Source organism: Tardiphaga sp. 768_D3_N2_1, assembly GCF_052076105.1.
In the GTDB taxonomy this organism is placed as follows: domain Bacteria; phylum Pseudomonadota; class Alphaproteobacteria; order Rhizobiales; family Xanthobacteraceae; genus Tardiphaga.
In genome coordinates, this window is the sequence record NZ_CP197245.1 from 3,363,670 (window position 1) to 3,389,636 (window position 25,967).

Consider the following 25,967-nt stretch of genomic DNA (forward strand, 5'->3'; position numbering starts at 1 on the left):
TTGTTATAAGTAGACGGCGGCACAAGCCGTGCCGCCCAAGTCCGGTGTTGACAAAACACTGGCACGAGACGCGTGATAGGCCAACACACGTAAAACTATAGATGCGATAGAAGATTGTAATCGCCATGGATTCCAGACGTCTCGGCTATTTTCTGGCAATCGCGACCCACAAGCGCATGGCGAAGGCTGCAGAAGTCCTCGGCGTCGCCCAGCCGACCCTGTCGCAGCAGATACGCGCCCTCGAACAGGACCTCGGCACCGTCCTGTTCAACCGGACGCCCCAGGGCATGCAACTGACCGAGACAGGACATGCACTGCGCGAACATGCGCAGCGTCTGATGGTTCAGACCGAGGCTGCGCGCACGGCAATCGCCGAGCTGGAGGGCGGCATGGCCGGCACGCTGCGTGTCGGCGTCATCTACACCTACAGCACGACATTCCTGCCGAAGATCATCGGCAGCTTCGGCGAGAAATATCCTGACGTTCGCCTCAGCGTGGAGGTCGGTTCAGCAAACGGTATCGAGCAACGCATCCTGTCCGGGGATCTCGATCTCGCGATTGCTTTCGCCCCGCCCCAGCATGCGGAACTGGGCGTCGACCTGTTGTTCGAGGAGCGGCTCGTCCTGGTGCTTGCAAAGTCGCAAAATCAGTCACGGCAACAGTCGATCACGCTGCAGGCGCTTGCCCGCCGCCCATTGGCACTCCTGACCACCGCCTTTGCGACCCGCCGCATTCTCGACCAGTCGCTGCCACCGGATACGAAGCTCGATGTGCGCGTCGAGATGAACTCGGTCGAGGCCCTGATCGAACTCGCCAAATCAGGAGGGTTGCCGACGGTGCTTGCCGACCGAAGCCTGAACACCCGGAAAGACCTTGCGATCATTCCGATCGGGCCTCCATGGATACGCCGTTCCGGAGCCTTGCTCTGGGACGCCCATCGCTATCAGACGGCGGCCGCGCGCGCTTTCATGGCGATCGCCCGCAAGACGACCAAAAGCGCGCAGTCCACTCGCACGTTGTAGCGCACAACAGCGGACATCGGCATTACCAGAGGAACGCCACGCGGCGTCAATGCAACCGGGCTGCTTAGCGTCCCATGCGTGCAATGGCCTGGCGCGACCTACCACCAGCCGATTTGCGGCTGGCGCTGATACGTCGGGACCCTGCGGCGAGCCTGCACGGGCGCGGGCTCCGCATTCCAGCGCTGGAAGAACGACCCGAAACCGTCGTCAAAATCGTCGCTGCTCGCCATGAGATCGGCAGGAGGCGTTGGCTTGCGCGTAATGAAACCGCCCTGGGGCTGATTATTCAGCACGACGACGAATTCGGTGCGATAGTTGGTTTCGCTGCTGAGCGGCTCATCGGAGATGACGATCGACGAGCGTGGCAGTGCAGTCGCTGCGATCCGGTCGAGCACCTCCTGCGGAATGGTGATGCGGTCGAGCGCAGCCTTCGCATCGTCACCCTCGTCGATCGTGACGGCGCTCCAGCGTAGGCCTGTGTCGCTCCGCGCCATCGCTGTGAAGACATGCGTGCCGATCGGCTTGCCGGGGTCACGGATCGTGACTGGAACTTCGATGCTTGAATCGAACACCTCGCCGCCACCGTCGGGCGCCGGCTTGTGCGTATTGCGCCGAACATAGAGTTTCTGCGTCGCGCGACTGATATAGATCGAGACAGGTTCAAGCGCGAGTTTTGCATCGCTTGCCGCCCTGGCCGTGTCGACCTTTTTGGTCTCGGCGGCCTTGGCGGCGTCCTTTGCGGCGGCGGCAGCATCGAGCTTCGACGCCGTATCGGCCTTTGCGGTTTCGAATTGCGCCCCGAGCTCCGCGGCCCTGGCGGCGGCTTTCTGCCTCAATTCTTCGGCGCGCACCTTCGCCTCATCGGTCTTGGCGTTAGCGATCGCCTTGTCAGCGGATGCAAGCTCGGCATCGGCGCGCGCCTTCGCCGATTGCAGTTTTCGCAGGGCACCCGAAAGCGGCTTCGTCTCGCGCGCCGAGGTCGCTGCGAGTTTCTTCGCCGCGTCGGCTACGGCAGCGGCCTCCGCAGCTTCGCGGGCGAGCGTCTCGGCACGGCTAGGCGCAGCGGCGATGGCTTCCGCTTTCGGTGTCAGAAGCGCCGGATGGGAAAACTCGACGGGCGCAGCGTCATTCGGCGAGATGATCACCCGCATCCCGATCCGCGTCTTGTCGAACAACCTGTCCGCGAAGCCGTAAGGCATCCGCACACAGCCATGGGACGCGGCATAGCCGGGCAGCGGCCCCCCATGCAGTGCGACACCGTTCCACGTGATCCGCTGCATGTTCGGCATCGCGGCATCATCATACATGTTGGAGCGATGGTCCTTGTTCTTCTCGAGGACCGCAAAGACGCCTGCCGGGGTCTCGCGTCCCGAAACCCCGGTCGAAACCGGGGCGCGCGTGATCCATCCATCGGCGTCGTAGAACGTGACCTGCTGGCTCTTGATCGACACGATCGCCATCATCGGCTCGCCTGCTTCGCGCGGCGCAGTCGCCTCAACGACGCGGGCGGGACGCGCCTGCTTTGCAGCGGCTCCAGCCGCCGGAGCGGCCACCGCAATCACCGTTGCCAACACCACGACGGGAGAGATCCAGTGCCGCATCCCGACGTTGGGTTGCGCCGTCGTCAATCGATTTGCCATTCAGTACCCCGGTCAAATGCCTGTCCGAGCACGAATCGTACAGGCGTTTGATTGCGATTGTATCAATTCGCCGCCGCTTCGCTTGCCCGATATCTCGTTGACGCGGCGAGCACGGCGAAAGTTCATTCGTAGCCGACAAACGGCGCAGGACAAAGGTGGCTCACTGCCACACCCGGCACCTGGTCGACTGCGAAATCTGGACAAAACAGCGGTTGGGGCCGGAGTTCAAAATGAGCCCAATGCGGACCCCATGGCGATCACGACGGCAAGAGCGACAACCGAGCTCACGATGCCGACCATCACAATGTCGAAATAACTTTGGCGATGCGTCAGGCCGCAAATCGCGAGCAAGCTGACGACCGCACCATTGTGAGGGAGAATGTCCAGGGTGCCGGAGCCGATCACAGCTACGCGGTGTAGCAATCCGGGATCGATCCCTTCCCGCATGGCAACGTCCATATAGGTCTGGCCGAGCGCATCAAGTGCGATGGTCAGTCCGCCGGATGCCGACCCCGTCAACGCGGCGAGCAGGTTCGTGGACACGGCCAACGACACCAGCGGCCCGCCTTTAACATCCAGCGCCCAGTCCCGCACCATGTCAAATGCGGGCAGCGCTGCGATGACTGCGCCAAAGCCAACGAGGCTCGCGACCGTCAGCGCTGGCAGCACGGATGCATTGGCCCCCGCATCCATCGTCTGTCGCAGCGCAGGCAGCCGCGTCCAGTTGCAGATGACGACTGTCGCGGTCGCTCCTGCGAGCGCGACGACAACGGACCACACCCCGGCAACGGCAGACAGAGACGTGCTGCCCCAGCGCTGATCGGCCAGGAAGGAGACATCAAGCCGGGGCAGGACAACGAGCGACATCACGAGATTGACGACGACAACCACAACCAGGGGAAGGATGGCATTGAAGACAGGCACTTCCGCGTTGCTGCGATGTCCGTGGGATATCTCCGCCGGATCGAATTCACGCGCCGTTGTCGCACGCCCGCGCAAGAGTTCATCATCGGCAGCGGCACTGATCGCGCTCGACGGCTCCTCACCATAGCCTTCATTCGCATGCCGGGCCGCCTTCTCGGCGCGAAGCAACCACCACAGTCCAATACCCAGCATGATCAATGACGCAATCATACCGAGGCCCGGCGCAGCGAAGGGCGTGGTGCCGAAGAAGGGCATGGGTATCGCATTCTGAATCGATGGCGTGCCCGGCAAGGCTGACATGGTGAAAGTCGATGTTCCCAAGATCACCGTCGCTGGCACGAGGCGGCGCGGAATCCCCGCCGCACGAAACAGCGACTGGGCCATCGGAACGATCACAAAAAATGCGACGAAAAGGCTGACGCCGCCATAGGTGACCAATGCCCCCGAGAGCACCACGGCGAGGATGACCCGGCGCTCGCCAAGGCGGCGGGTGATGAAGTTCGCGACCGCGGTGACCGCGCCGCTGTCGTCCATCAGCTTCCCGAATACGGCCCCGAGCAGAAAGATGGGAAAGAACTGGGCGAGAAACTGGGCTGCGCTGCCCATGAAGGTCTGCGTCCAATTGGCAAGCAATGGCTCTCTGCCGAAAGCCGCCGCAACCAGCGCGGCGAGCGGCGCAAGCAGCAGAACACTCCAGCCCCGGAAAGCGAGCCAGATGAGAAGACCAAGCCCGACGAGAATGCCGAGAAGACCCATGACGTCAGCACTCTGCCAGCAGGATGTCGAGATCGGCCGTTGAGCGCTCGCCAAGATCGTCGCCGTGCGCGTCGAGAAAGTCACCCGCCGCTCGCCGCCCCTCGTCGCGCAGCTTGGATACGAAGTCCCATTCGGCATTGAGCTTGGATGACGCGGCGAAAGTCGCGAGCATGTCGCTCTTGATCCGGTGCGTCTTCATTCGAGCCCAGCGGGCGCCTTCCCCGGTGCCGGGATCCACCACCTGACGGAGCAGCGCAATCATCCGTAGCTCCTTTGCCAGCGGCGAGTTGAATGAAATTTCATTGAGACGGTTGAGAATGTCCGCGGCCGTGCGCGGCTCCTCCAGTCGCTCGGTCGGATTGATCTGCACGACGATGGTGTCCTGCGCATCTGTCTCGCGAACAAGCGGTGTGATCGTGGGATTGCCCGCATAGCCCCCGTCCCAATAGGCTTCGCCTTCAATCTCGATCGCGCGGAACATCGTAGGCAGGCACGCCGAGGCAAGCAGGACATCCGCGGTGATCTCGGCGTTACGGAAAATTCGCCCGCGACCTGTCCGTACCCGCGTGGCCGTTACGAAGAGTTTGATCGGCGCACCGGCGAGACGCTCGAAATCAATGCTCTCGGCCAGTATCTCGCGGAGCGGATTGTAACCGAACGGATTGAGATCGTAAGGCGACAGGACTCGCGACATCAGATCGGCGAAGAGATAGGCCGGAGAAGTGTCCAGCGACCAGCGTCCCATGAGGCGGTCGAGAGGGGAGCGTTGAAACGGACTGAAGGCCGCGGCACGCGAGACGCGCCGCCAGTATTTGTCCAGGGCCTCGCGTGCTCCGTTGGCTCCTCCGGCGGTCCAACCGTCCGCCAGAACGGCAGCATTCATCGCGCCTGCCGATGTTCCAGATATGCCGGCAATTTGCAGCCACGGCTCCTCAAGCAGCCGATCGATGACCCCCCACGTGAATGCGCCATGCGAGCCTCCGCCCTGGAGCGCCAAATCCACGAGCACCTGACTTCGGTTCATCATGCAGCTTCTCCAACTGCCGAGAGACACGCTTGTAGCCAACCGTCGAGCACTTCAGAAACCACGCGTCGCAATAGACGTGGTCATAATAGACTGGGAAGTTCGCTTCAGATCGCTTTCGACCGAGCCCTGCGACCTCTGCGTGCTATTTGATGCCCACCTCGCGCCAAAAGCAACCTTCCGGGGCCTGACCGGAAACATCGTGCGGATCCGACAATCGCGCGCGGCGACCTTCAGAGCGACTTTGGTAAATATCAGAGGGCAAATATCAGGCCATCGCCCCGTAATGAGACAATGGGCGGTGCCGAAATGTGAAGGCGCGACAACGAAGCGCCTTCGGGCAGCGCACGACTACGGCGTCAGGAGCTTGTTGTACTTCGCCACATCGCGCGTCACCAATTGCTGCAGCACCTGCGGCGTATGCTCATCGGCATCGGGCGCCACGGTCGACAAATCGCGAAAGCGCTTCTTCACCAGATCGCTTTCAACCGACGCCCGCGCCGCCGCGTTGAGTTTGGCGATGATCTCCGGCGGTGTGCCCTTTGGTGCGAACAGGCCGTTCCAGCCCTGCGCCTCGAAATCGGGCAGTCCCGCTTCTGCCGAGGTCGGCAAATCAGGCAGCGTCGCCAGCCGCACCGTCGAGCCGACCACGATGCCCTTCACGAGCTTGTCATCAATGGCCTGCGAGACGGAGGCCGCGGAATCGCAGACGCCATCGATCTGGCCACCGATGGCATCGGTGAGCGCGGGCGCCGCGCCGCGATAGCCGACCAGCGTGACATCGATGCCGGCGGCCTGCACGAAGCTCTTGCAGATCAGGTAATTCGACGAGCCGATCCCGGCATGGCCGAGATTGACCTTGCCGGGATTGGCTTTGGCATAGGCGATGAAGCCCTTGAGATCACTCGCTGGGAAATCCTTGCGCAGCGCCACGACGCCGAAAGTCTTGGCCACCATGCCGATGGAAGCAAAGGAGTCCGGCGTGAAGGACAGTTTCGGATAGATCGTGTAGGTCGCCGCACTGGTGCCAGCATTGCCGATGGCGATGGTGTAGCCATCGGGCGCAGACCGCGCCGCGCGAGCCAGCGCCGTGGAGCCACCGGCGCCGACCACGTTCTCGATGATGATGGTCTGGCCGAGCGGCACCGCCATCTGTTCGGCCACCGCGCGCGCAATCACGTCCGACGTGCCGCCGGCCGCGAAAGGCACGATCATGGTGATAGGACGCCTGGGATAATCATCGGCGGACGCCGACACGCTCGTAGCCAGCATGAGCGCAAGCACTGCGGCGCGCTTCGACAGCCGCGCCACAGCGGCGATCACGCAGCGCGCTCCAGATGCTCGACAAGACCGGCAAACAGACCGCGGCCGTCGGTGCAGCCCATGATGTCTTCGACGTGATTTTCCGGATGCGGCATCATGCCAAGCACATTGCCCTTCTCGCTGACGATGCCGGCAATCGATGCGGCGGCGCCATTGATATTGTGCATGTCGCCAACCTCGCCCGTCGGCGAACAATAGCGATAGAGCACGCGGCCATCGCCTTCGAGGCGCTTCAGCGTTTCGACATCGGCGGTGTAGTTGCCCTCGCCGTGGGCGATCGGCACGCGGATCACCTGACCGGCATTGTAGCCGCGGGTAAACGCCGTGTCGGACCGTTCGACACGCAGATGCACGTCGTGGCACAGGAATTTCAGCTTGGCATTGCGCATCAGGATGCCCGGCAGCAGGCCGGACTCGCAGAGGATCTGGAAGCCGTTGCAGACGCCCATCACCAGGCCGCCGTCAGCCGCGAACTTGCGGACCGCGTCCATCACAGGCGAGCGCGCCGCGATGGCGCCGCAGCGCAGGTAGTCGCCGTAGGAAAAGCCGCCGGGCACGACGACGAGATCGGTGCCCTTGGGCAACGAGGTCTCGGCGTGCCAGACCATCGTGGACTCCTGCCCCGATGCCAGCTTGAGCGCCCGCGCCATGTCGCGTTCGCGGTTGATTCCGGGGAAGACGAGAACGGCGGATTTCATAATGTCGGTGCTTCGCTCAATTCAAGACGGCGTTCGATACGGTCGAGCCGTTGTTCGTGGCGGATCAGCGTCGCATGCACGCCGCCGAGTTCCTGGTGAATGCTTAGGAGGTCATGATGGATCGATGTCATCTGCGTCCGCAACGCCAGCATGTCGCTCTTGTTTTCGTCCGCTTTGCCATCGACCTGCGCAAGCCGCGCCTGCACGGATTTGAGCACTTCATAAATCAACTCATTGCTGATCCCAGCCATGACCCGACCTTTTAAAAGTTACCCCTGCACCTCAACCTTATAATTCTCGATCACCGTATTCGCCAGCAGCTTGTCGGCTGCGGCCTTCAGCGCCTCCTCGGCTTTCGCCTTGTCGGCGCCGTTCAGTTCGATGTCGAACACCTTGCCCTGCCGCACAGAGGCAATGCCATTGACGCCGAGCGACTTCAGCGCGCCTTCGATGGCCTTGCCCTGCGGGTCAAGGATGCCGTTCTTCAGGGTAACAGTTACGCGGGCTTTCACGTCTTGATCCTCAGCTCTTGACCAGTACCGGGCCGGTGCCCATCGGGCGTTCGTTTTCGGAGAGAATGCCGAGACGCTTGGCGACCTCGGTATAGGCCTCCAGCACGCCGCCGAGATCGCGGCGGAAACGATCCTTGTCCAGCTTCTCGTTCGACTTGATATCCCACAGCCGGCATGAGTCGGGCGAGATTTCGTCGGCGACGATGATGCGCATCATGTCGTTTTCGAACAGGCGGCCGCATTCCATCTTGAAATCGACGAGGCGGATGCCGATGCCCAGGAAAAGACCGGTCAGGAAGTCGTTGACGCGGATGGCCAGCGCCATGATGTCATCGATTTCCTGCGGCGTGGCCCAGCCGAACGCCGTGATGTGCTCTTCCGAGACCATCGGGTCGTTGAGCTGGTCGTTCTTGTAATAGAATTCGATGATCGAGCGGGGCAGCTGGGTGCCTTCCTCGATGCCGAGGCGCTGCGACAGCGAACCCGCCGCCACGTTACGCACCACCACTTCCAGCGGCACGATCTCGACTTCGCGAATCAGCTGCTCGCGCATGTTGAGTCGGCGGATGAAATGAGTCGGCACGCCGATGTCGTTCAGATGCTGGAACAGGTATTCCGAAATCCGGTTGTTGAGGACGCCCTTGCCCTCGATCACCTGGTGTTTCTTGGCATTGAACGCGGTCGCGTCGTCCTTGAAGTGCTGGATCAGGGTGCCGGGCTCCGGGCCTTCATACAGGACCTTGCCCTTGCCTTCATAAATGCGACGTCGACGGCTCATGGGGATGTACCGGGTGTTGTTGAAATCCATGGATGTGGTGTGCTCCGAATAACGGGATCGACCCACGACGGAGCTGCCGTGAAGGCCAGGAACCGGAATCAGTACGGGAAGAAACAGAACGAGAACCGGGCCTGACGGCAACCTACCCGATCGGCCCTGCCAGTACAATCGACCCGGCCCGTCCGGCGGGGGTTTACCCCAAGCTCGCGCAAGCCTCATCCGACAAGCCCTGCCCGATACCGTTGCCTGCGACCTTGCGGCCGATTGTTCCAACGGTACCTCGACCTTATTTAAGCTCCCAAGCGGCGTTTACAACGTCGTCCTGACCGCTCAACAACCCCGACGGGAACTTTAACCATGTCATCATTCGACAAGCGCGGCGAAGCCTTCGAGAACAAGTTTGCGCTCGATGAGAGCCAGAAGTTCAAGGCCGAGGCCCGCCGCAACAAGCTACTGGGCCTGTGGGTCGCCGAACAGCTCGGCAAGTCCGGCGACGAGGCCGCCGCCTATGCCAAGGAAGTCGTCACAGCCGATTTCGAGGAAGCCGGCGACGGCGACGTGGTCCGCAAGGTGCTCGCCGATCTCGGCGCCAAGGGCATCGCGATCACCGAAGCGCAACTGCGCGTGAAAATGGACCAGCTGACCGCTGAGGCCGTCGCGCAGGTGAAGGCCGGAGCCTGATATCCACAGCTTCGAGTTGCAACGAAACATCTCGCTGCAACTCACGACGTTTCATGGAGCCGCGCATCGTATGATGTTGCGGCTCTTGTCATCAGAAGACACTTGTCTTTTGAAACGTTCCAGACTCGCAGAGCCTGACTGAATATCGCGAATTGCGATCTGCAAATTCTGAAACAGAGTCGCACAGCGTGCCGATGACGGCTCGCATGCGCGTGCTACAAATTGCTCAAAATGCACGTCGATTGTTCAATCGTGTCGCGGCTCACCTTGCGACTGCATCATCCGGGACACACAGGATCGTCAATCTCGCCGCTTTAGAGCGATTCAAGCTCCCATTCGAAGTTTTCATTCAAAGCTACTGCTAGATCGCCTGCGCATGTTTCTCGAACGCGAAGGCGACAAAAGTGACGACGGACAACCATTGCAATCTCGACAGCAACGCACGCGGCATCTTCAGGCTGCGCCGTGCGTATTGGTTGATCGGCGCCACATTCCTGCTCGGCGATCTCTCCACCGGCATGTCGGTCGCCAACGCACAATCCAGCACGGCCTTGCCGGCTGTCACTGTGGAGTCTCCGGCACAGGCGCGCCGGCCTGCCCGTGCCGCCGCGACAGCGCCGAGCCGGGCACGCACCGTCGCCGCACGCCGCAATGCCACGCCACCGCCCGCCCCGCCGACACCGACCGAGCGCGCCATCGCTGCAGCGGCTACGAAATACGAACAGATCCTCGGCTATCGCGCGATGCCGAATGCGACGACGTTGCGCGGCGCCACCTCGCCGCTCAACACGTCGCAGGTCGTCAATGTCGTGCCACAGCAGGTGATCAGCGACCAGCGTCCGCGCAATCTCGATGACGCACTGATCAACATCTCCGGCATCACCCAGACCAACACGCTGGCCGGTACCCAGGACGCCGTGATCCGCCGCGGCTTCGGCGACAATCGCGACGGTTCGATCATGCGCAACGGCATGCCGATCGTGCAGGGACGCTCGTTCAATCCTGCTGTTGAAAGTATCGAAGTGCTGAAGGGACCGGCGTCGCTACTCTACGGCATCATGGATCCCGGTGGTATCGTCAACACCATCAGCAAGCGGCCGGAATTGTATCAGCACGGCGAAGTGACGCTGGAAGGCGCGACCTACGGTTCGCGCAGCGGCGGTAACGCAACGATCGACATCACCGGACCGCTCGGCAAGGATGGCCTCGCCTATCGCTTCGTCGGTTATGGCATCAACGAAGACTACTGGCGCAACTTCGGCACCCGCAAGGAGACGCTCTACGCGCCGTCGTTGGCCTGGTATGGCGACACGACCACGGTTCAGATCAACTACGAACACCGCGACTTTTATTCACCGTTCGATCGCGGCACGGCCTTCAACAGTGTGACCAAGGCCCCGTTCGCCATTCCGGCGACACGCCGCATCGACGAGCCCTATAACAGCATGTGGGGCACGTCGGATCTCATCCAGGCATCGGTCGATCAGAAGATCAACGAGGACTGGAAAGTCTATGCGGGCTACAGCTACAACGTAGAAACCTACAATGCTGCGCAGTTGCGCAACACGGTGGTCAACCCGACGACTGGCATCGCGACTCGCAGCAATGACGGCACCTACGGCGCGCTGACGTCCTCCAGCTTCGGCACCGCCTATATACAGGGCGGCTTCTGGATCGGCGGCATGCGCAACGAAGTGCTGTTCGGCGGGGACGCCCAGTATCGCGTGATCTACCGCAAGGATCTGGTCAGACAGTCGGCCGCAAACTTCAATATCTTCGACCCGGTCTACGGCCGGCAGTTGCCCGGCACGACCGTTGTCGCCAGTGACAGCGACCAGACCGACAAGCTCGACACCCAGTCCCTGTTCTTCCAGGACACGCTGCATCTGACCAATCGGCTCGCACTGGTCGGCGGCGTGCGTTACATGACCTTCGATCAGTTGGCGGGACGCGGGCGACCGTTCATCGCCAACACCGACCTTTCCGGCAACAAGGCGCTGCCGCTCGGCGGCGTGATCCTGAAGGTCACCGACGAAGTCTCGCTCTATGCCAGCTACACGGAATCGCTGAAGCCGAATTCGACCATCGCGCCCAACGGCGCGGTATTCGACTCGCAGACGAAGCCTGAAGAAGGCATATCCTGGGAAACCGGCATCAAGTTCGATATCAACAAGCGCCTGTCGGGCACGGTCGCGCTCTACGACATCGACAAGAAAAACGTGATGCTGTCGCAATACAATACGGTCACCACGACCAACGAGGCACGCACCGCGGCTGCAGCGCGCTCGCGCGGTGTCGAAGTCGACGTGACCGGCAAGCTGACTGATAGCTGGAGCATAATCGCCAGCTACGCCTATACCGACGCGTTGCTGACGCAGGACTCGCAGTATACCGGAAATCACCTGCAGAATGTCGCCCTGAACACCGGGTCGCTCTATCTCGTCTATGATTTCGGCTCGATGCTGCCGGGTCGCCTGCGCGTCGGCGCCGGTGCACATTATGTCGGTGACCGTCCCGGCGATGCTGCAAACAGCTTCGTGCTGCCGTCCTACACAGTGGCCGACGCCTTTGCGACCTACGAGACGAAGTACCAGACTCTGCCTGTGATCTATCAATTCAACATCAAGAATATCTTCGACAAGGTCTACTATCCGTCGGCAGTGAGCCTTCCCAACGTCGCACTGGGCGATGCGCGGCGCTTCTCGCTGGCAGCGACGGTAAAATTCTGATCATGACCACGCCACGTCGCACCAGTGCGTTCCTGATTGCGCTGGCCGCGACCTGGCTCCCCTTCGGCTCGGCCACGAGCCGTGCCGAAGAGATCAATCTCTATTCGACACGCGAACCGCAGCTCCTGGAGCCGGTCATTGCGGCCTTCACCGCCGCAACCGGGATCACGGTCAGGCTCACTTATATCGCCGACAATCTCGTCACGCACATGAAGGCCGAGGGAGAGACATCCCCCGCCGACGTGCTGATGACCATCGGTCTCGACAAGACCTCGCAATTCGCCGCGAATAGTCTGTCGCAACCGACCGCCTCTCCCCTGCTCGACAGAGCGATTCCGTCGCAAGTGCGCGGCCCTGAGTGGATCAGCCTGTCGGTGCGTCCGCGCGTGGTGATGGTGCGGAATGACTCGCCGCAGGGCGCGATCCGCTATGAGGATCTCGCCGATCCCCGTTTTCGCGGCCAGCTCTGCATCCGCTCGCCATTGCATCAGAACAATGTCGCGCTGATTGCGGCCTATCTCGTGCATCACGGTGCGGACGCCACCGAAGCCTGGCTGCGCGGCATCAAGGCCAATCTGGCGCATGCGCCCGAAGGCAAGGACAACGACGTCATTCGCCAGCTTGCGGAAGGCCGCTGCAGCATCGGCATCGCCAATACCGTGGCGCTGGCGCAGCTCCGCGATGGCCGCGAGGGCGCGGAGTGGACGGCCTGGGCGAACAAGGTGAAGACGGTGCCGACGACATTCGTGGGCGGCGGCGCGCATGTGAACCTCACCGGCGCGGCGCTGGCGAAACATGCGCCGCATCGCGCGGCCGCACTGAAGTTTCTGGAATTCCTGGTGACGCCGGCCGCGCAGAAAATCTATGCCGCGGCCGAGCTGGAATATCCGGTCACCGCAGGCGCCGAGAGCGCGCCGCTGGTTGCGGCGATGGGAGAGTTTTCGAGTGACACGCTTGATATCGACCAGATCGCTGCCAGTCAGAAGGCGGCGATTGCATTGATCAGGAAGGTTGGTTTCGAGAAGTAGCGGCGTTCTTATCCCTCCCCCTTGTGGGGAGGGTCGGCCGAAGGCCGGGGTGGGGGTACCCCAAGCTCCGGCGCTTGTGGAAGCACCCCACCCGTCTCGAACGCTAACGCGTTCGATCCACCCTCCCCACTACGCGGCTTCGCCGCTTGAGGGAGGATAAAGAGATCACCGCCAGCCCATGCCCGGCGCCACGTGCTTCAAGATCGCCTCGATCACATGGGCGCTGTAGTCGACGCCGAGCTGGTTCGGCACCGTCAGCAAGAGCGTGTCCGCTTCCGCAATCGCCTCGTCGCCCTTGAGCTGCTCGATGAGCTTGTCCGGCTCTTCTGCGAAGCTGCGGCCGAAGATGGCGCGCTCGGTGGCGCTGAGGTGTCCGATCTTGTCCTCGCCTTCATTGCCCCGGCCGAAATAGGCGCGGTCGCGGTCGTCCACCAGCGCGAAGATGCTGCGACTCACTGACACGCGCGGGTCACGCGTATGTCCCGCCGCCTTCCAGGCGTCACGATAGAGCCGGATCTGTTCGGCCTGCTGCACATGAAACGGCTTGCCGCTTTCGTCGATCTTCAGCGTCGATGACTGCAGGTTCATGCCCAGTTTCGCCGCCCATTCCGCCGTCGCATTGGTGGAGGCGCCCCACCAGATGCGCTCGCGCAGGCCTTCGCTATGCGGCTCGAGCCGCAGCAGGCCCGGCGGGTTCGGAAACATCGGATTGGGATTGGGCTGCGCAAAGCCCTTGCCTTGCAACACGTCGAGAAACACCTCGGTGTGCCGCCGCGCCATGTCGGCGTCGGTCTGGCCGTCTGCCGGCGCGTAGCCAAAGTAACGATAGCCGTCGATCACCTGCTCCGGCGAGCCTCTGCTGATGCCGAGCTGCAGCCGTCCGCCCGCGATCAAGTCAGCGCTGCCGGCATCCTCCGCCATATAGAGCGGGTTCTCGTAGCGCATGTCGATCACGGCCGTGCCGATCTCGATCTTTTTGGTACGTGCGCCTACAGCGGCGAGCAGCGGAAACGGCGCGGCGAGCTGGCGCGCGAAATGATGCACCCGGAAATAGGCGCCGTCAGCGCCGAGTTCCTCGGCGGCAACGGCGAGATCGATAGACTGCAGCAGTGCATCGCCCGCCGAGCGCGTCTGTGACGAGGCGGACGGGGTCCAGTGGCCGAAGGAGAGGAAGCCGATGTTTTTCATGGGAATGGTCTCGGGGTGGAATTGCTGCCTCCCTATCTAGACCAGATTGGCAGCAAGAAAAGGGAAACGATGGAAACGTATCGTTTCCAGTACAGCGATCATCTTCGTGGACTGCCAGATCCGTGCCCACGTCCGCATGCCCCGGCGCGACGTTGCACCGCTCCCAGCCCTCACGCCTTAAGCGTGTAGTTTGTCATAAATCTTCTATAGGTTGACCACAACACGGCGTTGGGCGAGCATCATCGTCACATCGAAAAACGGGGGGACGGGGCCATGCGTGTCACAAAGTCTGCCGGAGATTTCGAAGCGAGCGCGATTGCCGGCACGCGCGCAATCATGATCGCCCTCAATTGCCAGGAGGCAGCGTGCAAGGGGCTGCTGGGATTTGCGTTCCAGCGCGCCAAGGGTGCCGGAAAGCCCGAATTCCTGCGCTCGCTGAAAGTGTTCGAAGAGGTCGAGCCAGAGCCCGACACCGAGCACGGCGAGTATTTCACCGACAAGTTTCCGATCCAGAGCTTCCTCTGGAGCGACTACACCGCGGATCCCGGCACGACCTATCACTTCGAGGTCATACCCGTATTTGGCGACCCGACCGCCCCCGAACTGCGCGAGGCCGAGAAGCTCGCCTTCACCGTCACGACGGAGAAGGAGGACGATGGTGAGCACGGCATCTGGTTCAACCGCGGCGCCATCGCCAGCCAGGCCTATGCGCGCAAGTTCAAGAACCACAAGCCGACCGACGCGGAGATGGACAATCCGAAGGACGAGCACACGGTCTGGCTCTCGCGCGGCCTGCTGGAGGCCTGCCTGGACTATATCGACACGACGAAGAAGAGCGAGGCGCTGCGCGCCTGCATCTACGAATTCACCTATGCGCCCATCATCGAGGCGTTCAAGGCGAAGATCGATGACGGCTTCGACGTCCGGCTGATCGTGCATGACGACAAGAAGGGCAAGAACCGCAAGGCGATGAAGGCCGCCGGCCTCGACGTCAAGGCGAAGCATAACGGCGAGCCGGTCGTGATCTGGCGCACGCGGCCGCCGATCCCGCACAACAAGTTCATCATCAAGCTCGACGGCGACGCGCCGCAGAAAGTCTGGACCGGCTCGACCAACATCACGCCGTCCGGATTCCTCGGCCAGTCGAATGTCGGCCACCTCGTCCATGACAGCGACGTCGCCGAACAATATCTGAAATACTGGACGATCCTGAGCGACAACCCGACCGGCAAGCCGGCGAAGGAAGGCGTCGCGGAGATTTCGCCCTACCCGCCTGCCCTCGTGAAGCCGGGATCGATGACCTGCATCTTCTCGCCGCGCCAGACGGCCTCGATGCTGAACTGGTATGCCGACCGGATGAGCGACGCCACCTCGTCGATCATGTTCACGGCCGCGTTCAACGTCGCCGCCGATTTCATCGAGCCGCTGGCGCGTGACCGCGACTTCCTGCGCTTTGTGCTCAAGGAGAAGCCGCCCACTGCCGACGAGCGCAAGGCGCTCAAGGGCGACCGCGACCTGCAGATCTCGTTCGGCGCCGTGCTGGGCGCCGAGTTCAAGGTGGTCGACGGCAAGCTGGAGGCCAAGCGCAAGGTGAAGGAATTTCCGCTGGACCGCTGGTTCCTCAAGGAAGAGCTCACGCGCGACGAAGGCAATATCTTCTTCGTCCATACGAAATATCTGCTGATCGATCCCCTGAGCAAGGATCCCCTCATCTGCACCGGCTCGGCGAATTTCTCGGAGGGATCGCTGACCACCAACGACGAAAACATGATCCTGATCCGCGGCTCGACCCGCGTGGCGGACATCTACATGACCGAGTTCGACCGGCTGTTCCGGCATTTCTATTTCCGCGATGTGGCCAATGACGCGGCCAACAAACGCAAGGAAGGCGAGAAGCCGGAAAAGGTGTTCCTCGATCCGGACGACCGATGGACCACGAGCTACTTCAAGCCCGGCGGCTTCAAGTCGCGGCGCCGCGAGATGTTCTTCACGATCCCGGCGTCCAACTGGACCGTCAATGCCGCAACCCATAGCGATGACGAACCGGTGCGTCCGCCGAAAAAGAAGAAGGCGAAGGCTGTAGCGAAGAAGGCCAAGGCCAAGACAGCGAAGACAAAGACAGCCAAGGCGAAGACGGTGAAGAAGGCCGCCGCGGCCAAGAAGGCCAAGACCGTCAAATCCAAGAAGGTTGCGAAGGCCAAGGTCAAAAAGGCAAAGACCAAGACGGCCAAGTCGAAGAAAGCCAAGACCAAGACGTCAAAGGCCAAGAAGTCAAAAGCCAAGTCGAAACGCTGAGCGCGACAACACGCCGGAGCCCCCGCTCCCGGCGCTAGCTCAGCACGCCCGTCCCGTCGCGCGGCGCGCCGCCGCGGGTGGCGGCGGCCTTGATGCCCCAACCGGCCATGAATTTCGGCCGCGGCTTGTCCTGCAGCACCAGCGCGCCGCCGACCAGCGCGCGTGTCGGGATCGCGTCGCGGTCGATGGCGCCTTCGAGGGTCATGGCGAGGTCGCGCGCGAAGACGCGGTTGCCGATGTGCCAGGAATGGGTGAAGTCGCCGAAGAACGTGCTCTTGTTCGGATCGAGCGTGGCGAAATAGTCGCCGCAATTGACATTGGTGGCCTTGGGATGCGCATCCGCCGGCAGGCCGACGCGGCCCGCGCGCGGCGCGACGCCGAGCCGCTTGGCATTGGAGGCCGCCAGCACGCTGTCATAGGGATTTGAATAGTTGGTCAGCCGCAGGATGCGCTTGAACATCGGCCCCGACCAGGAGTCATTCACCGACAGGCTCGACGACGCCACGTCGCCGGCGATGAAGGCGACCTGGCTGACGCGCCAGTTGCTCTTGAACAGCGCGCCGTCCTTCTCCGCCTGCACGAAGGCTTCCATGGCCACATAGGCGCCGGTGGAATGGCCGAGCAGATGGACATTGGTGACGCAGTCCTTCTCCTGCCCCTGCGCCAGCACGGTGATGCAATCGCTCACCAGCTTCACCGCCACTTCGGCGCCCTTGGAGCGATCCTGCCAATAGGCCAGCGTCTCGTTGTCGCTCGGCCAGTCGAAGCCGATGACGAGGCCCTTCCACCCCTCGGCCTTGAGATCCTTCGCCAGCTGGCGCTGGCGCTTCATGATGATGTCGAGATCGTTGTTGTAGCCGTGGATGAAGACGAGGATGTCGCCGGCCACGCTGATCGAATTCTGGTTGGGATCACCATCGGCGATGTCGCGGACCTCCTTCACCCATTTGGCGAGATCGGTCTTGCTGGATGTCGCCATCGCCGGCGTCGGGATCGCCACATTGGACGGCACCCTGAGATAGCGGATGGTGCCGACATTCTCGTTGAACGCAGCGCCCGAGATGCCGCGCGCGGTGATCAGGTAATCGACACTGGCCATGGCGTCCCCCTGCTGGTCCCGCCGGGTGTCCTCCGCATCGCGCCGACCATGCCTCTGCGGGGCAGGCACGACCGGCGTGCGGCAGCCTATCGCGCCATCACAGCTGCAGCCAAGTGACCGGATGCGCGCCCCCACGCCACCCGTGGCGACGGACAGTGGCAAAGCCGGCGAAACGCGCCCGGCTTGCACAATCCGGAACTAGGTATATATTCTCTGGCATGACCCATCCTTTCTTCGGCCCCATCCTCCGCCTCCGCGTCACGCCCGATGAGCCCGAGGCGCCGGATGCCTTTGTGGGCGGCCCGCGCGTGCGCGGCTCCAGGCGGCCGCATGCGGATGCCAAATGCGCGCAGGTACGCCGCCTGATCGAGACGACGGTGCTGACCTATGGCGAGATCGCCAAGCAAACCGGCGTCGGCCGCGCCTCGATCTGCCGCTGGACCCGCGACGGCGGCTGGAAGCGCCCGCTCTTCGCGCCCCGCGCCACCGACACCGTGCCCTCCGCCCGCGCCTCGCAGAAACTCAAACTGCGAAAACTCGCCGAGCGGCTCCATGCACTGGCGGAACGCGCCGTGCGCGAGCTGGAAGCGCAGCCCGATGTCGACATCGATCGCCTGATGCAGGCGTTGCAAGTCGTGAAGATGGCGCGGCTGGAGGCCATGGGCCGCCGGCGCCCGCGCCGCCACATCGACATGCCCGCGCGCACCGGCCGCGAGATGATGGAGCGCGACGCTGCGATCCGCACCGCGCTGAAGGAGATGCGCCGCGGCGGTGTCGATGTGACACAGATTCCGGACGACGCGATGGCGCTGCTGGAAGCCGCGCATACGCCGCCGGAATGGGATCATCCGGCCCTGCGGCCGCGGGGCAGCCGGCGATATTAGCGCGCCGTCATGCGCGGGCTTCCCTGATATCCACGTCCTGGCCTCACGCAAAGAAGGCGTAGATGACCAGAACATCCAGCGAAGCTCGCTTCGCGCTATCCGGCTATGACGCGGAGAGGACGGAGCCCCTCACACCTCCACCGGCAGATAGAAATCGATCACCGCGCCCGGCAGCGTCGGCGTGGCGGTGTCTTGATCGGTCTTGCTGTGCGAAGCTGGTGACGCATCGCTCGCTTCCCCAATACTGAAGTGCTATTCCTAAATTACCTTCTATTCGGGGGCGCAGTTGCGAAATAGCGATACCACCGACGTCCAAATGATTTCGACAAAGTTGGGAAGGCTCCATACCGCCATCGCGGCTGGCTCCTCCCGCGAACGATGCTTGCGGCATTGGAGCGAGTTCATTCGCGAGCGCGACGGACACCGTTGCGTCGACTGCCACTCGCGCCTTCGATTATCCGCACACCATATCTGTCGCAAATCCTTGCTGAAGGCAGCAGAGTTTCAAACCGGAAACGGCATAACGCTCTGCACCTCCTGTCACAAAGAGATGCACGAAGGTTTTAATGGGCGACCCGATTTGGGCCTGCCTGTAGATGCACAAAATGGAGAAAAACTCCATAAGATGGAGCGGCTCTACAGCATCCTTACGGATGACGCAGTCGAACGCGGTCTTACACGAGAAGAATTCTACTTCTTAAGCGATGAAGTACTTACGTGCTTCAAGCGAATGCAAGGCTATGATTGGGCGGACTTCCCCGGTGCGCGTATCGAACAGGCATATCTGATACTGGCCGAATGCGAATATGGAATTCGGAAAAGCATGGCTACGACGGAAGAGGTTCCCGTTCCGAACCGACCCTTGCTACCGGGCGGAATGTACTTGGTCTTTCCCGAACGGCAAGGGCAGCAGCGCGAATGTATCGTCGTTCAAACCTACGTGCCGCGCTGGAAGATCTAAGCTTCCCAGGCGCTTGAACGAGACGCAGCCCTCTTCCTAAATGCTCGAGACAACTTGCTTCCAAGTCTCTCGAGATTTTTTGTCTCGCATTCCCAAACCGTAAGCACCGACCACCCCTGTTTGCGCAACAACCTTATGTTCTTGTTGTCGCGCCTCACGTTGGCGTCAAATTTCTCCTGCCAGTATCTGACTCTAGTTTTAGGAGTGCTCGCCTTTGAGCACCCGGGATGTCGATGCCAAAAACAACCATGAACGAAAATTGCCGTTTGCCACTTGGGAAACACGAGATCCGGCGTACCCGGAAGATCCTTCCGATGAAGGCGGAATCTGAGGCCTAAAGAGTGAGCAATCTTTCTTACGACGACTTCAGGTGTCGTATTCTTCCCCTTTACGCGAGACATCAGCCATGACCGCCGCGCTGGCGTTAGCCGATCTACCAATATCCCTACTCCGCTGCGACCTGCATTCCTATCTTTCTATCTATACGCTCGGCGATCAAAGAGAATATGGCTTTTGACATTATCGGAGACACGCTGTTCCCGATCATTCTAAAGCTGTGCCAGACAGTTGGATGAAAGCGAAAATGGTCCGGAAAGCCTTGAAGTCTTGCCGCTTCTCTAACTGTAATCACGCGCGGCTCTTCCGGATGAAGGGGACGCACTGATTGAAACGATCCACGATCATTGCCAGTACCAGCCCGCAAAGTCGGGCACTGACCACCCCAACTCAGGCGAGGATGGCGGCCAATCGCTTCAACACCCCCTTGTTCCACTTTTTTGAACCGTTTGATCACCTCGGGAGTATGGGCTGTTCGCTTGTGACCAGTAAATACTCCCTCCTCGGCTCGAAGTCCGGCTGCATAGTCGCTCGGCCGCCCCGGTTGTTTGATTTTCCAAAGATCAAACAACCCGTCGTTCTCGATCTGAACAGCCGTCGCGAGATCGGAAATTGCTGCACGAACGGTAGTGGGCTTTAGCTTTTTTGTTTCTACATCTGCTTCACTAATGGCACCGACGCGGTCAGGATCGTAACCGATCACGAACAATCGTGGACGGCGTGTTGCAGCTCCAAAGTCGGCAGCATCCAGCACGAGCGGCCCCAAAATCTTGTATCTACCGGGCAGCAAGCTAAGCGCCGCATCGAGAACGGGACGAGCGTCAGCATATCCAAGCCCCTTCACGTTCTCCATTACGAAAAAGGCCGGCTCAAGTTCTGCTACCAAGCGGAAAAAGTGCCCAAGAAGGTTACGTCGAGGATCGTTCGCATTACGATGACCGATCGAGCTGAACGCTTGGCAAGGCGGGCCACCGAATACTCCATCAACTCGGCCGCCAATCTCCCGGCGGATGTCAGCTCCGATCACAGCTGATAGGTCGCCGAGTTTCAAGCGCGCATGCGGATGATTTAGCGAGAATGAAGAGGTCAGAATAGGATCGACATCGAATGCCAATGTGGGCCCTAGACCAACGGCATGCGCGCCCAAGGAAAATCCGCCGCAACCAGAAAAAAGATCGACAATCCGAGGTTGCTCTTGCACGAATTCATTCCTGACCCGATGATCTCCCGGACTGATAGCGAATTTATCAACCAGAGTAGCGCGATACAGACCTAACACACGGGATTATTTTTGCTGCACTGCAACATTCTTGGGGACAATTAGCACGATGGCGGAACCGCTTGGCGAAACGATTTGGGGGGGACCAACCAAACGCTTCTTCGTATCAATGCTCACTAGAGACATCGAATTGAGAGATGCGATTCTCGATTTGATCGACAATTGCGTGGATGGCGCCACGCGACAATTGAAGGGGAAACTAAAAGGCGCGAGGCCCTACGACGGCTACATCGCCCATCTAACACTCTCAAATAAGTCCTTCGATATCTCGGACAACTGTGGCGGCATCCCGCAAGCCGCGATAAAGGACGCTTTCCTTTTGGGCCGCCCCAAAGTCGAGCAAAACATCCCAACAATCGGGATGTACGGCATCGGCATGAAACGCGCGATATTCAAGATCGGTGAAGAAGCATCTGTAGAGTCCTACGCTGCCGACGGCGCCTTCCATGTTAGTTACACGAGAGACTGGCTGGATCCGGAAAATGATGAATGGGATCTACCGATCGAAACTGTACGCAATAAAAAGCAGAAGGGCGTTACGGTCGTCATCCCTACATTGCGGCCGGACGTAGCCCGCCAATTTGGAAATGCGACTTTTATAAATGGCCTACGCACCGCGATCTCCGAACATTTCGGCTACTTGATACAAAAAGGCTTTTCCATCCATGTAAATGGCGAAGCTTTGCGCCCTCGTACATTGCAACTATTCTCGACCAATTCTCCAAAGCACATTGGGATCCGGCCCTACGACTTTGAGTCGGACGATGATGGCGTCCATATTCGAGTGACCGTTGGCTTCTACCGTCCACTCGTCCGTATCGAAGAAATAGATGAAGAAGCGGAACGACCTCATGAAACCGAACAAGCGGGCATCTCCGTGATCTGCAATGACCGCCTAGTTCTTTTGAACGACATTACGATCAAGACTGGATGGGGAGACGGTGGCGTTCCCAAATACCACCCCCAATTTCGAGGCATCGCAGGCTTCATTATTTTCTCTACAGACCATCCAGAGAAATTACCGATATCAACTACCAAACGCGACTTGGACGTAGGCACTGATCTCTTTCTCCACGCGCGACGCTTCTGCATGGAAGGACTCCGAGAGTGCACGGAGTTCACAAATAAGTGGAAAGGGATGGAAGACGAAGCCAGCAAATTCTTCGGCGAAGCCAAACGACAGGATGTGCGAACCGAGGTTGCCTTAGCTGCGAAACACGGCACCGCCGTTCGCGGCGACAAGACAGCAAGGAAGCTTTCTGCAGGACTCCCGATCCCAGAAAAACGCAATCCCATGCGCCGTATTTCGTTTACACGAAAAGAAGACGTTGTTCGAAAAGTATCGACCCACCTATTCGGCGAACCGGACGAGAAACCTTCGAACGTCGGCCAAGAATGCTTCGATCGTATGCTGAAGGCGTCTAAAAAATGAGTGGGGCGGATATCCCCTATCAGCTTCGTCCAAACAAGTTTGTCGATAGACAACTGTTCGTCGAGCTTCTTTCACGTACTTTGGCGTCACGAGGCATCGAAAAATACATTTACGTATCGATGGGCGGCCGGCACTTGATCGACCATCACGCCATGTACAGCAAGCTCGGCGTTCAAGCCCTCTTTTCATTCGACATCGACCCGAATGAAGTAGCGAGGCAACGCATAAATCGCCCCACGGGCGGAACGATTTGCGTCGAAATGAATAGCGCTGATCTACCGTCAGAGATCGATTCGATCATGGCCCGTTTTCCCTCGAAGGAGAACGTCATTGTCTGGCTGGACTACACGACACCCGATCGCCGCACACAACTTCAGGAAGCCATACAAACCATGACGAGATTGCGTCATGGCGACATCTTTCGGATTACGTTAAATGCCGATCCGCGAACACTGAAAGTCGAAGATTGGAACAAGAATGGATCATCGGGGCCAGCAGAGTATCGCGCCGAATTGCTGCGAGCTCAAATAGCCGAATATATGCCAACGCATCTCACTGCGATTTCGAAAGATGAGCTCGCATCGGCACTAGCGTTAAGCTTCGAGTTGGCAGCCAGCGCTGCCGAAGGACTTGCTAATAATTTGCGTTTTGTACCGTTATTGGTGACGTCATATAGCGACGGAACGCCCATGCTCACGATTACATGCGCAGTACAAGACACCAACGAGAAAGAGACGTTTCCAACTACACAAGTCAACAAGTGGAAATTTACATGCGCAGGTTGGAGGCACATCACACAGATTAAGGCACCGCTGCTCTCTTTGAAGGAGCAATACCGTCTTGACGCCAACCTTCATCGCGGCGCCAAGCGCATGCTTTCGGGCTTAAGGTTTCTACCCGCCGTGGATGAAGAGCTTTCGCTTTCGGCAATTAAAAGCTACCGCCTGCTCCATCGTTACTATCCGCAATTTCGGAACGTGGAAGACTAAACCCAGTTCCGGAAACCTAGAAATGCCCTTTGAAATTTTATACTTCCTGACAATTAAGAGCCGCGATGGACTACGAACCCATTCGCGGCTCATAGGCGCCCGCAGCTCCTACCCCTCCTTGAACCCATATTCCGGCACATTGCCCGACGCGCCGTAATATTTGTACGGCAGGAACTTGCCGGACATCGTGATCTGCACGCGGTCGCCCTTGGGGTTGGCGATGCGCTGCATCACCATGTCGAAATCGATCGCCGACATGATGCCGTCGCCGAATTCCTCCTCGATCAGCGCCTTCCAGGCCGGGCCGTTCACCATCACCATCTCGTAGAAGCGATAGATCAGGGGATCCTGCGGCGGCATCTGCACGTTTTCGGCGCGCATCGGGATCTCGTTGAGCATCGCCGTCTCGCTCTTCGAGAGGCCGAACAGCTCGCCGGCATTGGCCGCCTGCGGCTTGGTCAGCTTCATGTTGCCGAGAATGGCGCCGACGATCAGCACGTCGGAATAACCGCCGATCTGCTCGCAGATATATTTCCAGGTCCATTCCTTCTCGCGCTTGATGTCGAGCAGCTTTTCGGTGAGGTCGGATCGCAGCATGATGGTTCTCCTTAGGCTTCGTGCAGTTTGTTAGCGCACAGCGCTGGTGAGAGACGGCATCGTTGGCGCCTCGGTGAAAGCGGGCCGCACCACCGGCACGTGGCGCGGATCATGGTGCGGCGTGGTGGCGGTGAACGTCTTGCTGCGCGTCACCAGGAAATCGATGATGTGGTTGCGCAGCGCGTAATAATGCGGGTGCTTGTGCAGATCGATGCGCGAGCGATCCTTCGGCAGCGGGTTCTCGACGATCTCCGCCAGCACGGCGCCGGGGCCGTTGGTCATCAGGAAGATCTTGTCGGCGAGATACATCGCCTCATCCACGTCATGGGTGATCATGAAGGTGGTCTGGCCGGTCTCCAGCGTGACGCGCCGCACCTCGTCCTGCAGCGTCCCACGTGTCAGCGCGTCCAGCGCCGAGAACGGCTCGTCCATCAGCATGATTTTTGGCGTGATCGACAGCGCGCGCGCGATGCCGACGCGCTGCTTCATGCCGCCGGACAGTTCCGACGGCCGCTTGTGCTCCGAACCCGTGAGGCCGACCTTGTCGATATAGGTCTGCGCATGGGCGCGGACTTTTGCCTTGTCCCACTTGCGCCATTTCGACGACACCGCATAGGCGATGTTGCCCATGACCGTCAGCCACGGCAGCAGCGCGTGGCTCTGGAAGATTACCGCGCGGTCGAGGCTGGTGCCTGATATCGCCTGGCCATCGACGATCACGGTGCCCTCGGAGGGCTCATCCAGCCCGGCCAGGATGTTCAGCACCGTGGTCTTGCCGCAACCGGAATGGCCGATGATGCAGCCGAATTCGCCCGAGGGCATCGACAGCCAGAGATCCTCGAAGATCGTGGTGGCGCCGCCCGACGCCTGCGGATAGCGCTTGGCGATGCCCTCGATGGAGATGAATTTGTTCGTCATCGCATTCACTCCGGAAACGTGACCATGCGGGTGAAGCGCGCTAATATCTGATCGAGCAACATGCCGACGATCCCGATCATCAAGATCGCGATAATCACATTTGTGATCGATAAATTATTCCATTCGTTCCAGACGAAGTAACCGATCCCCGTCCCGCCCACGAGCATCTCGGCGGCGACGATGACGAGCCAGGCGATGCCGATGGAGATGCGCATGCCGGTGAGAATGGTCGGCGCAGCCGCAGGCAGGATCACCGTGAAGGCGCGGCGGAAGGTGCCGACTTCCAGCGTGCGCGCGACATTGATCCATTCCTTGCGCACGGCGGCGACGCCGAAGGCGGTGTTGAGCAGCATCGGCCAGACCGAGCAGATGAAGATCACGAAGATGGCCGACAGCGAGGAGTCCTTGATGGTGTAGAGCGCGAGCGGCATCCAGGCGAGCGGCGAGATCGGCTTCAGCACCTGGATGAAGGGATCCAGCGCCTTGTTCATCAGCGGCGACATACCGATCAGGAAGCCGAGCGGGATCGCAACGATGACCGCGATGAGATAGCCGAGCCCGACGCGGCCGATCGAATAAGCGAGCTGGATGCCGAGCCCCTTGTCGTTCGGGCCGTTGTCATAGAACGGCCGCTTCAGGTGCTCCCAGAGCTTGACGCCAACGTCCAACGGGCCAGGCATCGCGGATTTGCCCGATGTTGCGGTGATGCCCATCAATTTTGCGTATTCCGGCGACATGGTGGTGGTGCTCGCCGTCTGCCGCGTGGCGAGGTGCCACACGCCGATGAAGGCGAGGAATAGCGCGATGGAGACGACGGCGGCGCGGAAGCGAAGGGATGTGGTCATCTAGTTGTTTCTTTCAACGTCGCCCAATA

Annotated in this window: 24 protein-coding genes; 9 read left to right on the plus strand and 15 right to left on the minus strand. The window is 60.5% G+C overall.

Annotated elements, in window-relative coordinates:
- Positions 1-125 precede the first annotated feature (125 nt).
- On the plus strand, positions 126-1,022 hold the full coding sequence (locus AB8A27_RS15960) for a LysR substrate-binding domain-containing protein (RefSeq protein WP_441242731.1): 897 nt from the start codon (positions 126-128) through the stop codon (positions 1,020-1,022).
- A 98-nt stretch (positions 1,023-1,120) separates the two neighbouring features.
- Here AB8A27_RS15960 and AB8A27_RS15965 read toward each other — a convergent pair whose 3' ends face one another.
- From AB8A27_RS15965 to purC, 8 genes are all read right to left on the minus strand, one after another.
- The gene (locus AB8A27_RS15965) at positions 1,121-2,662 is read right to left on the minus strand and encodes a L,D-transpeptidase (RefSeq protein ID WP_441242732.1); all 1,542 of its coding nucleotides are present in this window, start codon (positions 2,660-2,662) and stop codon (positions 1,121-1,123) included.
- 225 nt (positions 2,663-2,887) lie between these two features.
- The gene (locus AB8A27_RS15970) at positions 2,888-4,342 is read right to left on the minus strand and encodes a GntP family permease (RefSeq protein ID WP_441244924.1); all 1,455 of its coding nucleotides are present in this window, start codon (positions 4,340-4,342) and stop codon (positions 2,888-2,890) included.
- A 4-nt stretch (positions 4,343-4,346) separates the two neighbouring features.
- Positions 4,347-5,366 carry a patatin-like phospholipase family protein gene (locus AB8A27_RS15975; protein WP_441244925.1) on the minus strand — a complete coding sequence of 340 codons (1,020 nt, stop codon included), beginning with the start codon at positions 5,364-5,366 and terminating at the stop codon, positions 4,347-4,349.
- Positions 5,367-5,717: 351 nt separating this feature from the next.
- Entirely contained in the window at positions 5,718-6,638 is a 921-nt protein-coding gene (locus AB8A27_RS15980) for a tripartite tricarboxylate transporter substrate-binding protein (protein WP_441244926.1), read from the minus strand.
- A 47-nt stretch (positions 6,639-6,685) separates the two neighbouring features.
- Positions 6,686-7,387: a phosphoribosylformylglycinamidine synthase subunit PurQ gene (gene purQ / locus AB8A27_RS15985; RefSeq protein WP_092146703.1), complete on the minus strand. Its 702-nt coding sequence runs from the start codon at positions 7,385-7,387 to the stop codon at positions 6,686-6,688.
- A complete protein-coding gene (locus AB8A27_RS15990; protein WP_441242733.1) occupies positions 7,384-7,638 on the minus strand; it encodes a hypothetical protein in 255 nt (84 codons plus the stop codon). Before AB8A27_RS15990 ends, purQ begins: the two co-directional genes overlap by 4 nt.
- An 18-nt stretch (positions 7,639-7,656) precedes the next feature.
- Complete coding sequence (purS, locus tag AB8A27_RS15995) at positions 7,657-7,899, minus strand: phosphoribosylformylglycinamidine synthase subunit PurS (protein ID WP_441242734.1); 243 nt, start codon at positions 7,897-7,899, stop codon at positions 7,657-7,659.
- A 10-nt stretch (positions 7,900-7,909) separates the two neighbouring features.
- Positions 7,910-8,677 carry a phosphoribosylaminoimidazolesuccinocarboxamide synthase gene (purC, locus tag AB8A27_RS16000; RefSeq protein ID WP_170849540.1) on the minus strand — a complete coding sequence of 256 codons (768 nt, stop codon included), beginning with the start codon at positions 8,675-8,677 and terminating at the stop codon, positions 7,910-7,912.
- Positions 8,678-9,034: 357 nt separating this feature from the next.
- On the opposite strand from purC, the gene AB8A27_RS16005 reads away from it, so the two are divergent.
- The 3 genes from AB8A27_RS16005 to AB8A27_RS16015 all read left to right on the plus strand — a co-directional run bounded on the left by AB8A27_RS16005 (position 9,035) and on the right by AB8A27_RS16015 (position 13,115).
- Entirely contained in the window at positions 9,035-9,358 is a 324-nt protein-coding gene (locus tag AB8A27_RS16005) for a DUF1476 domain-containing protein (RefSeq protein ID WP_441242735.1), read from the plus strand.
- A gap of 518 nt (positions 9,359-9,876) precedes the next feature.
- Entirely contained in the window at positions 9,877-12,087 is a 2,211-nt protein-coding gene (locus AB8A27_RS16010; protein WP_441244927.1) for a TonB-dependent siderophore receptor, read from the plus strand.
- Positions 12,088-12,089: 2 nt separating this feature from the next.
- A complete protein-coding gene (locus AB8A27_RS16015) occupies positions 12,090-13,115 on the plus strand; it encodes an extracellular solute-binding protein (protein ID WP_441242736.1) in 1,026 nt (341 codons plus the stop codon).
- Between the two features lie 165 nt (positions 13,116-13,280).
- Here AB8A27_RS16015 and AB8A27_RS16020 read toward each other — a convergent pair whose 3' ends face one another.
- Positions 13,281-14,303 carry an LLM class flavin-dependent oxidoreductase gene (locus tag AB8A27_RS16020; protein WP_441242737.1) on the minus strand — a complete coding sequence of 341 codons (1,023 nt, stop codon included), beginning with the start codon at positions 14,301-14,303 and terminating at the stop codon, positions 13,281-13,283.
- Between the two features lie 273 nt (positions 14,304-14,576).
- Here AB8A27_RS16020 and AB8A27_RS16025 point away from each other — a divergent pair, with 273 nt between their 5' ends.
- Complete coding sequence (locus AB8A27_RS16025; RefSeq protein WP_441242738.1) at positions 14,577-16,598, plus strand: phospholipase D-like domain-containing protein; 2,022 nt, start codon at positions 14,577-14,579, stop codon at positions 16,596-16,598.
- Positions 16,599-16,632: 34 nt separating this feature from the next.
- Here AB8A27_RS16025 and AB8A27_RS16030 read toward each other — a convergent pair whose 3' ends face one another.
- The gene (locus tag AB8A27_RS16030; RefSeq protein WP_441242739.1) at positions 16,633-17,697 is read right to left on the minus strand and encodes an alpha/beta fold hydrolase; all 1,065 of its coding nucleotides are present in this window, start codon (positions 17,695-17,697) and stop codon (positions 16,633-16,635) included.
- Positions 17,698-17,915: 218 nt separating this feature from the next.
- Here AB8A27_RS16030 and AB8A27_RS16035 point away from each other — a divergent pair, with 218 nt between their 5' ends.
- Positions 17,916-18,581 (plus strand): hypothetical protein, encoded by a 666-nt coding sequence (locus tag AB8A27_RS16035; protein ID WP_441242740.1) that lies wholly within the window; start codon positions 17,916-17,918, stop codon positions 18,579-18,581.
- Positions 18,582-19,065: 484 nt separating this feature from the next.
- Positions 19,066-19,542, plus strand: coding sequence for a hypothetical protein (locus AB8A27_RS16040; RefSeq protein WP_441242741.1), 477 nt, complete (start codon positions 19,066-19,068; stop codon positions 19,540-19,542).
- Here AB8A27_RS16040 and AB8A27_RS16045 read toward each other — a convergent pair.
- A complete protein-coding gene (locus AB8A27_RS16045) occupies positions 19,539-19,982 on the minus strand; it encodes a very short patch repair endonuclease (protein ID WP_441242742.1) in 444 nt (147 codons plus the stop codon). The genes AB8A27_RS16040 and AB8A27_RS16045 overlap by 4 nt on opposite strands.
- 5 nt (positions 19,983-19,987) lie before the next feature.
- Positions 19,988-21,079 (minus strand): DNA cytosine methyltransferase, encoded by a 1,092-nt coding sequence (locus tag AB8A27_RS16050; protein ID WP_441242743.1) that lies wholly within the window; start codon positions 21,077-21,079, stop codon positions 19,988-19,990.
- A gap of 127 nt (positions 21,080-21,206) precedes the next feature.
- Between AB8A27_RS16050 and AB8A27_RS16055 the strand changes: the two genes are divergently transcribed.
- Positions 21,207-22,589: an ATP-binding protein gene (locus tag AB8A27_RS16055; RefSeq protein WP_441242744.1), complete on the plus strand. Its 1,383-nt coding sequence runs from the start codon at positions 21,207-21,209 to the stop codon at positions 22,587-22,589.
- Positions 22,586-23,578: an O-methyltransferase gene (locus AB8A27_RS16060; RefSeq protein WP_441242745.1), complete on the plus strand. Its 993-nt coding sequence runs from the start codon at positions 22,586-22,588 to the stop codon at positions 23,576-23,578. Before AB8A27_RS16055 ends, AB8A27_RS16060 begins: the two co-directional genes overlap by 4 nt.
- Positions 23,579-23,686: 108 nt before the next feature.
- On the opposite strand, the gene cynS is transcribed toward AB8A27_RS16060, so the two are convergent.
- From cynS to ntrB, 3 genes are read right to left on the minus strand one after another with little or no spacing between them, the layout of a single operon-like run.
- The gene (cynS, locus tag AB8A27_RS16065) at positions 23,687-24,175 is read right to left on the minus strand and encodes a cyanase (RefSeq protein ID WP_441242746.1); all 489 of its coding nucleotides are present in this window, start codon (positions 24,173-24,175) and stop codon (positions 23,687-23,689) included.
- A gap of 30 nt (positions 24,176-24,205) precedes the next feature.
- A complete protein-coding gene (locus AB8A27_RS16070) occupies positions 24,206-25,093 on the minus strand; it encodes an ABC transporter ATP-binding protein (protein ID WP_441242747.1) in 888 nt (295 codons plus the stop codon).
- A 5-nt stretch (positions 25,094-25,098) separates the two neighbouring features.
- Positions 25,099-25,938, minus strand: a complete 840-nt coding sequence (gene ntrB / locus AB8A27_RS16075; RefSeq protein ID WP_441242748.1) for a nitrate ABC transporter permease — start codon at positions 25,936-25,938, stop codon at positions 25,099-25,101.
- Positions 25,939-25,967: the final 29 nt, after the last annotated feature.

Excerpts from the sequence above, each read along its gene's own strand:
- AB8A27_RS15960 (WP_441242731.1), top strand. The coding sequence starts at position 126 with ATGGATTCCAGACGTCTCGGCTATTTTCTGGCAATCGCGACCCACAAG.
- AB8A27_RS15965 (WP_441242732.1), bottom strand. The coding sequence starts at position 2,662 with ATGGCAAATCGATTGACGACGGCGCAACCCAACGTCGGGATGCGGCAC.
- AB8A27_RS15970 (WP_441244924.1), bottom strand. The coding sequence starts at position 4,342 with ATGGGTCTTCTCGGCATTCTCGTCGGGCTTGGTCTTCTCATCTGGCTC.
- AB8A27_RS15975 (WP_441244925.1), bottom strand. The coding sequence starts at position 5,366 with ATGAACCGAAGTCAGGTGCTCGTGGATTTGGCGCTCCAGGGCGGAGGC.
- AB8A27_RS15980 (WP_441244926.1), bottom strand. The coding sequence starts at position 6,638 with ATGCTGGCTACGAGCGTGTCGGCGTCCGCCGATGATTATCCCAGGCGT.
- purQ (WP_092146703.1), bottom strand. The coding sequence starts at position 7,387 with ATGAAATCCGCCGTTCTCGTCTTCCCCGGAATCAACCGCGAACGCGAC.
- AB8A27_RS15990 (WP_441242733.1), bottom strand. The coding sequence starts at position 7,638 with ATGGCTGGGATCAGCAATGAGTTGATTTATGAAGTGCTCAAATCCGTG.
- purC (WP_170849540.1), bottom strand. The coding sequence starts at position 8,677 with ATGAGCCGTCGACGTCGCATTTATGAAGGCAAGGGCAAGGTCCTGTAT.
- AB8A27_RS16005 (WP_441242735.1), top strand. The coding sequence starts at position 9,035 with ATGTCATCATTCGACAAGCGCGGCGAAGCCTTCGAGAACAAGTTTGCG.
- AB8A27_RS16010 (WP_441244927.1), top strand. The coding sequence starts at position 9,877 with ATGTCGGTCGCCAACGCACAATCCAGCACGGCCTTGCCGGCTGTCACT.
- AB8A27_RS16015 (WP_441242736.1), top strand. The coding sequence starts at position 12,090 with ATGACCACGCCACGTCGCACCAGTGCGTTCCTGATTGCGCTGGCCGCG.
- AB8A27_RS16020 (WP_441242737.1), bottom strand. The coding sequence starts at position 14,303 with ATGAAAAACATCGGCTTCCTCTCCTTCGGCCACTGGACCCCGTCCGCC.
- AB8A27_RS16025 (WP_441242738.1), top strand. The coding sequence starts at position 14,577 with ATGCGTGTCACAAAGTCTGCCGGAGATTTCGAAGCGAGCGCGATTGCC.
- AB8A27_RS16030 (WP_441242739.1), bottom strand. The coding sequence starts at position 17,697 with ATGGCCAGTGTCGATTACCTGATCACCGCGCGCGGCATCTCGGGCGCT.
- AB8A27_RS16035 (WP_441242740.1), top strand. The coding sequence starts at position 17,916 with ATGACCCATCCTTTCTTCGGCCCCATCCTCCGCCTCCGCGTCACGCCC.
- AB8A27_RS16055 (WP_441242744.1), top strand. The coding sequence starts at position 21,207 with ATGGCGGAACCGCTTGGCGAAACGATTTGGGGGGGACCAACCAAACGC.
- AB8A27_RS16060 (WP_441242745.1), top strand. The coding sequence starts at position 22,586 with ATGAGTGGGGCGGATATCCCCTATCAGCTTCGTCCAAACAAGTTTGTC.
- cynS (WP_441242746.1), bottom strand. The coding sequence starts at position 24,175 with ATGCTGCGATCCGACCTCACCGAAAAGCTGCTCGACATCAAGCGCGAG.
- AB8A27_RS16070 (WP_441242747.1), bottom strand. The coding sequence starts at position 25,093 with ATGACGAACAAATTCATCTCCATCGAGGGCATCGCCAAGCGCTATCCG.
- ntrB (WP_441242748.1), bottom strand. The coding sequence starts at position 25,938 with ATGACCACATCCCTTCGCTTCCGCGCCGCCGTCGTCTCCATCGCGCTA.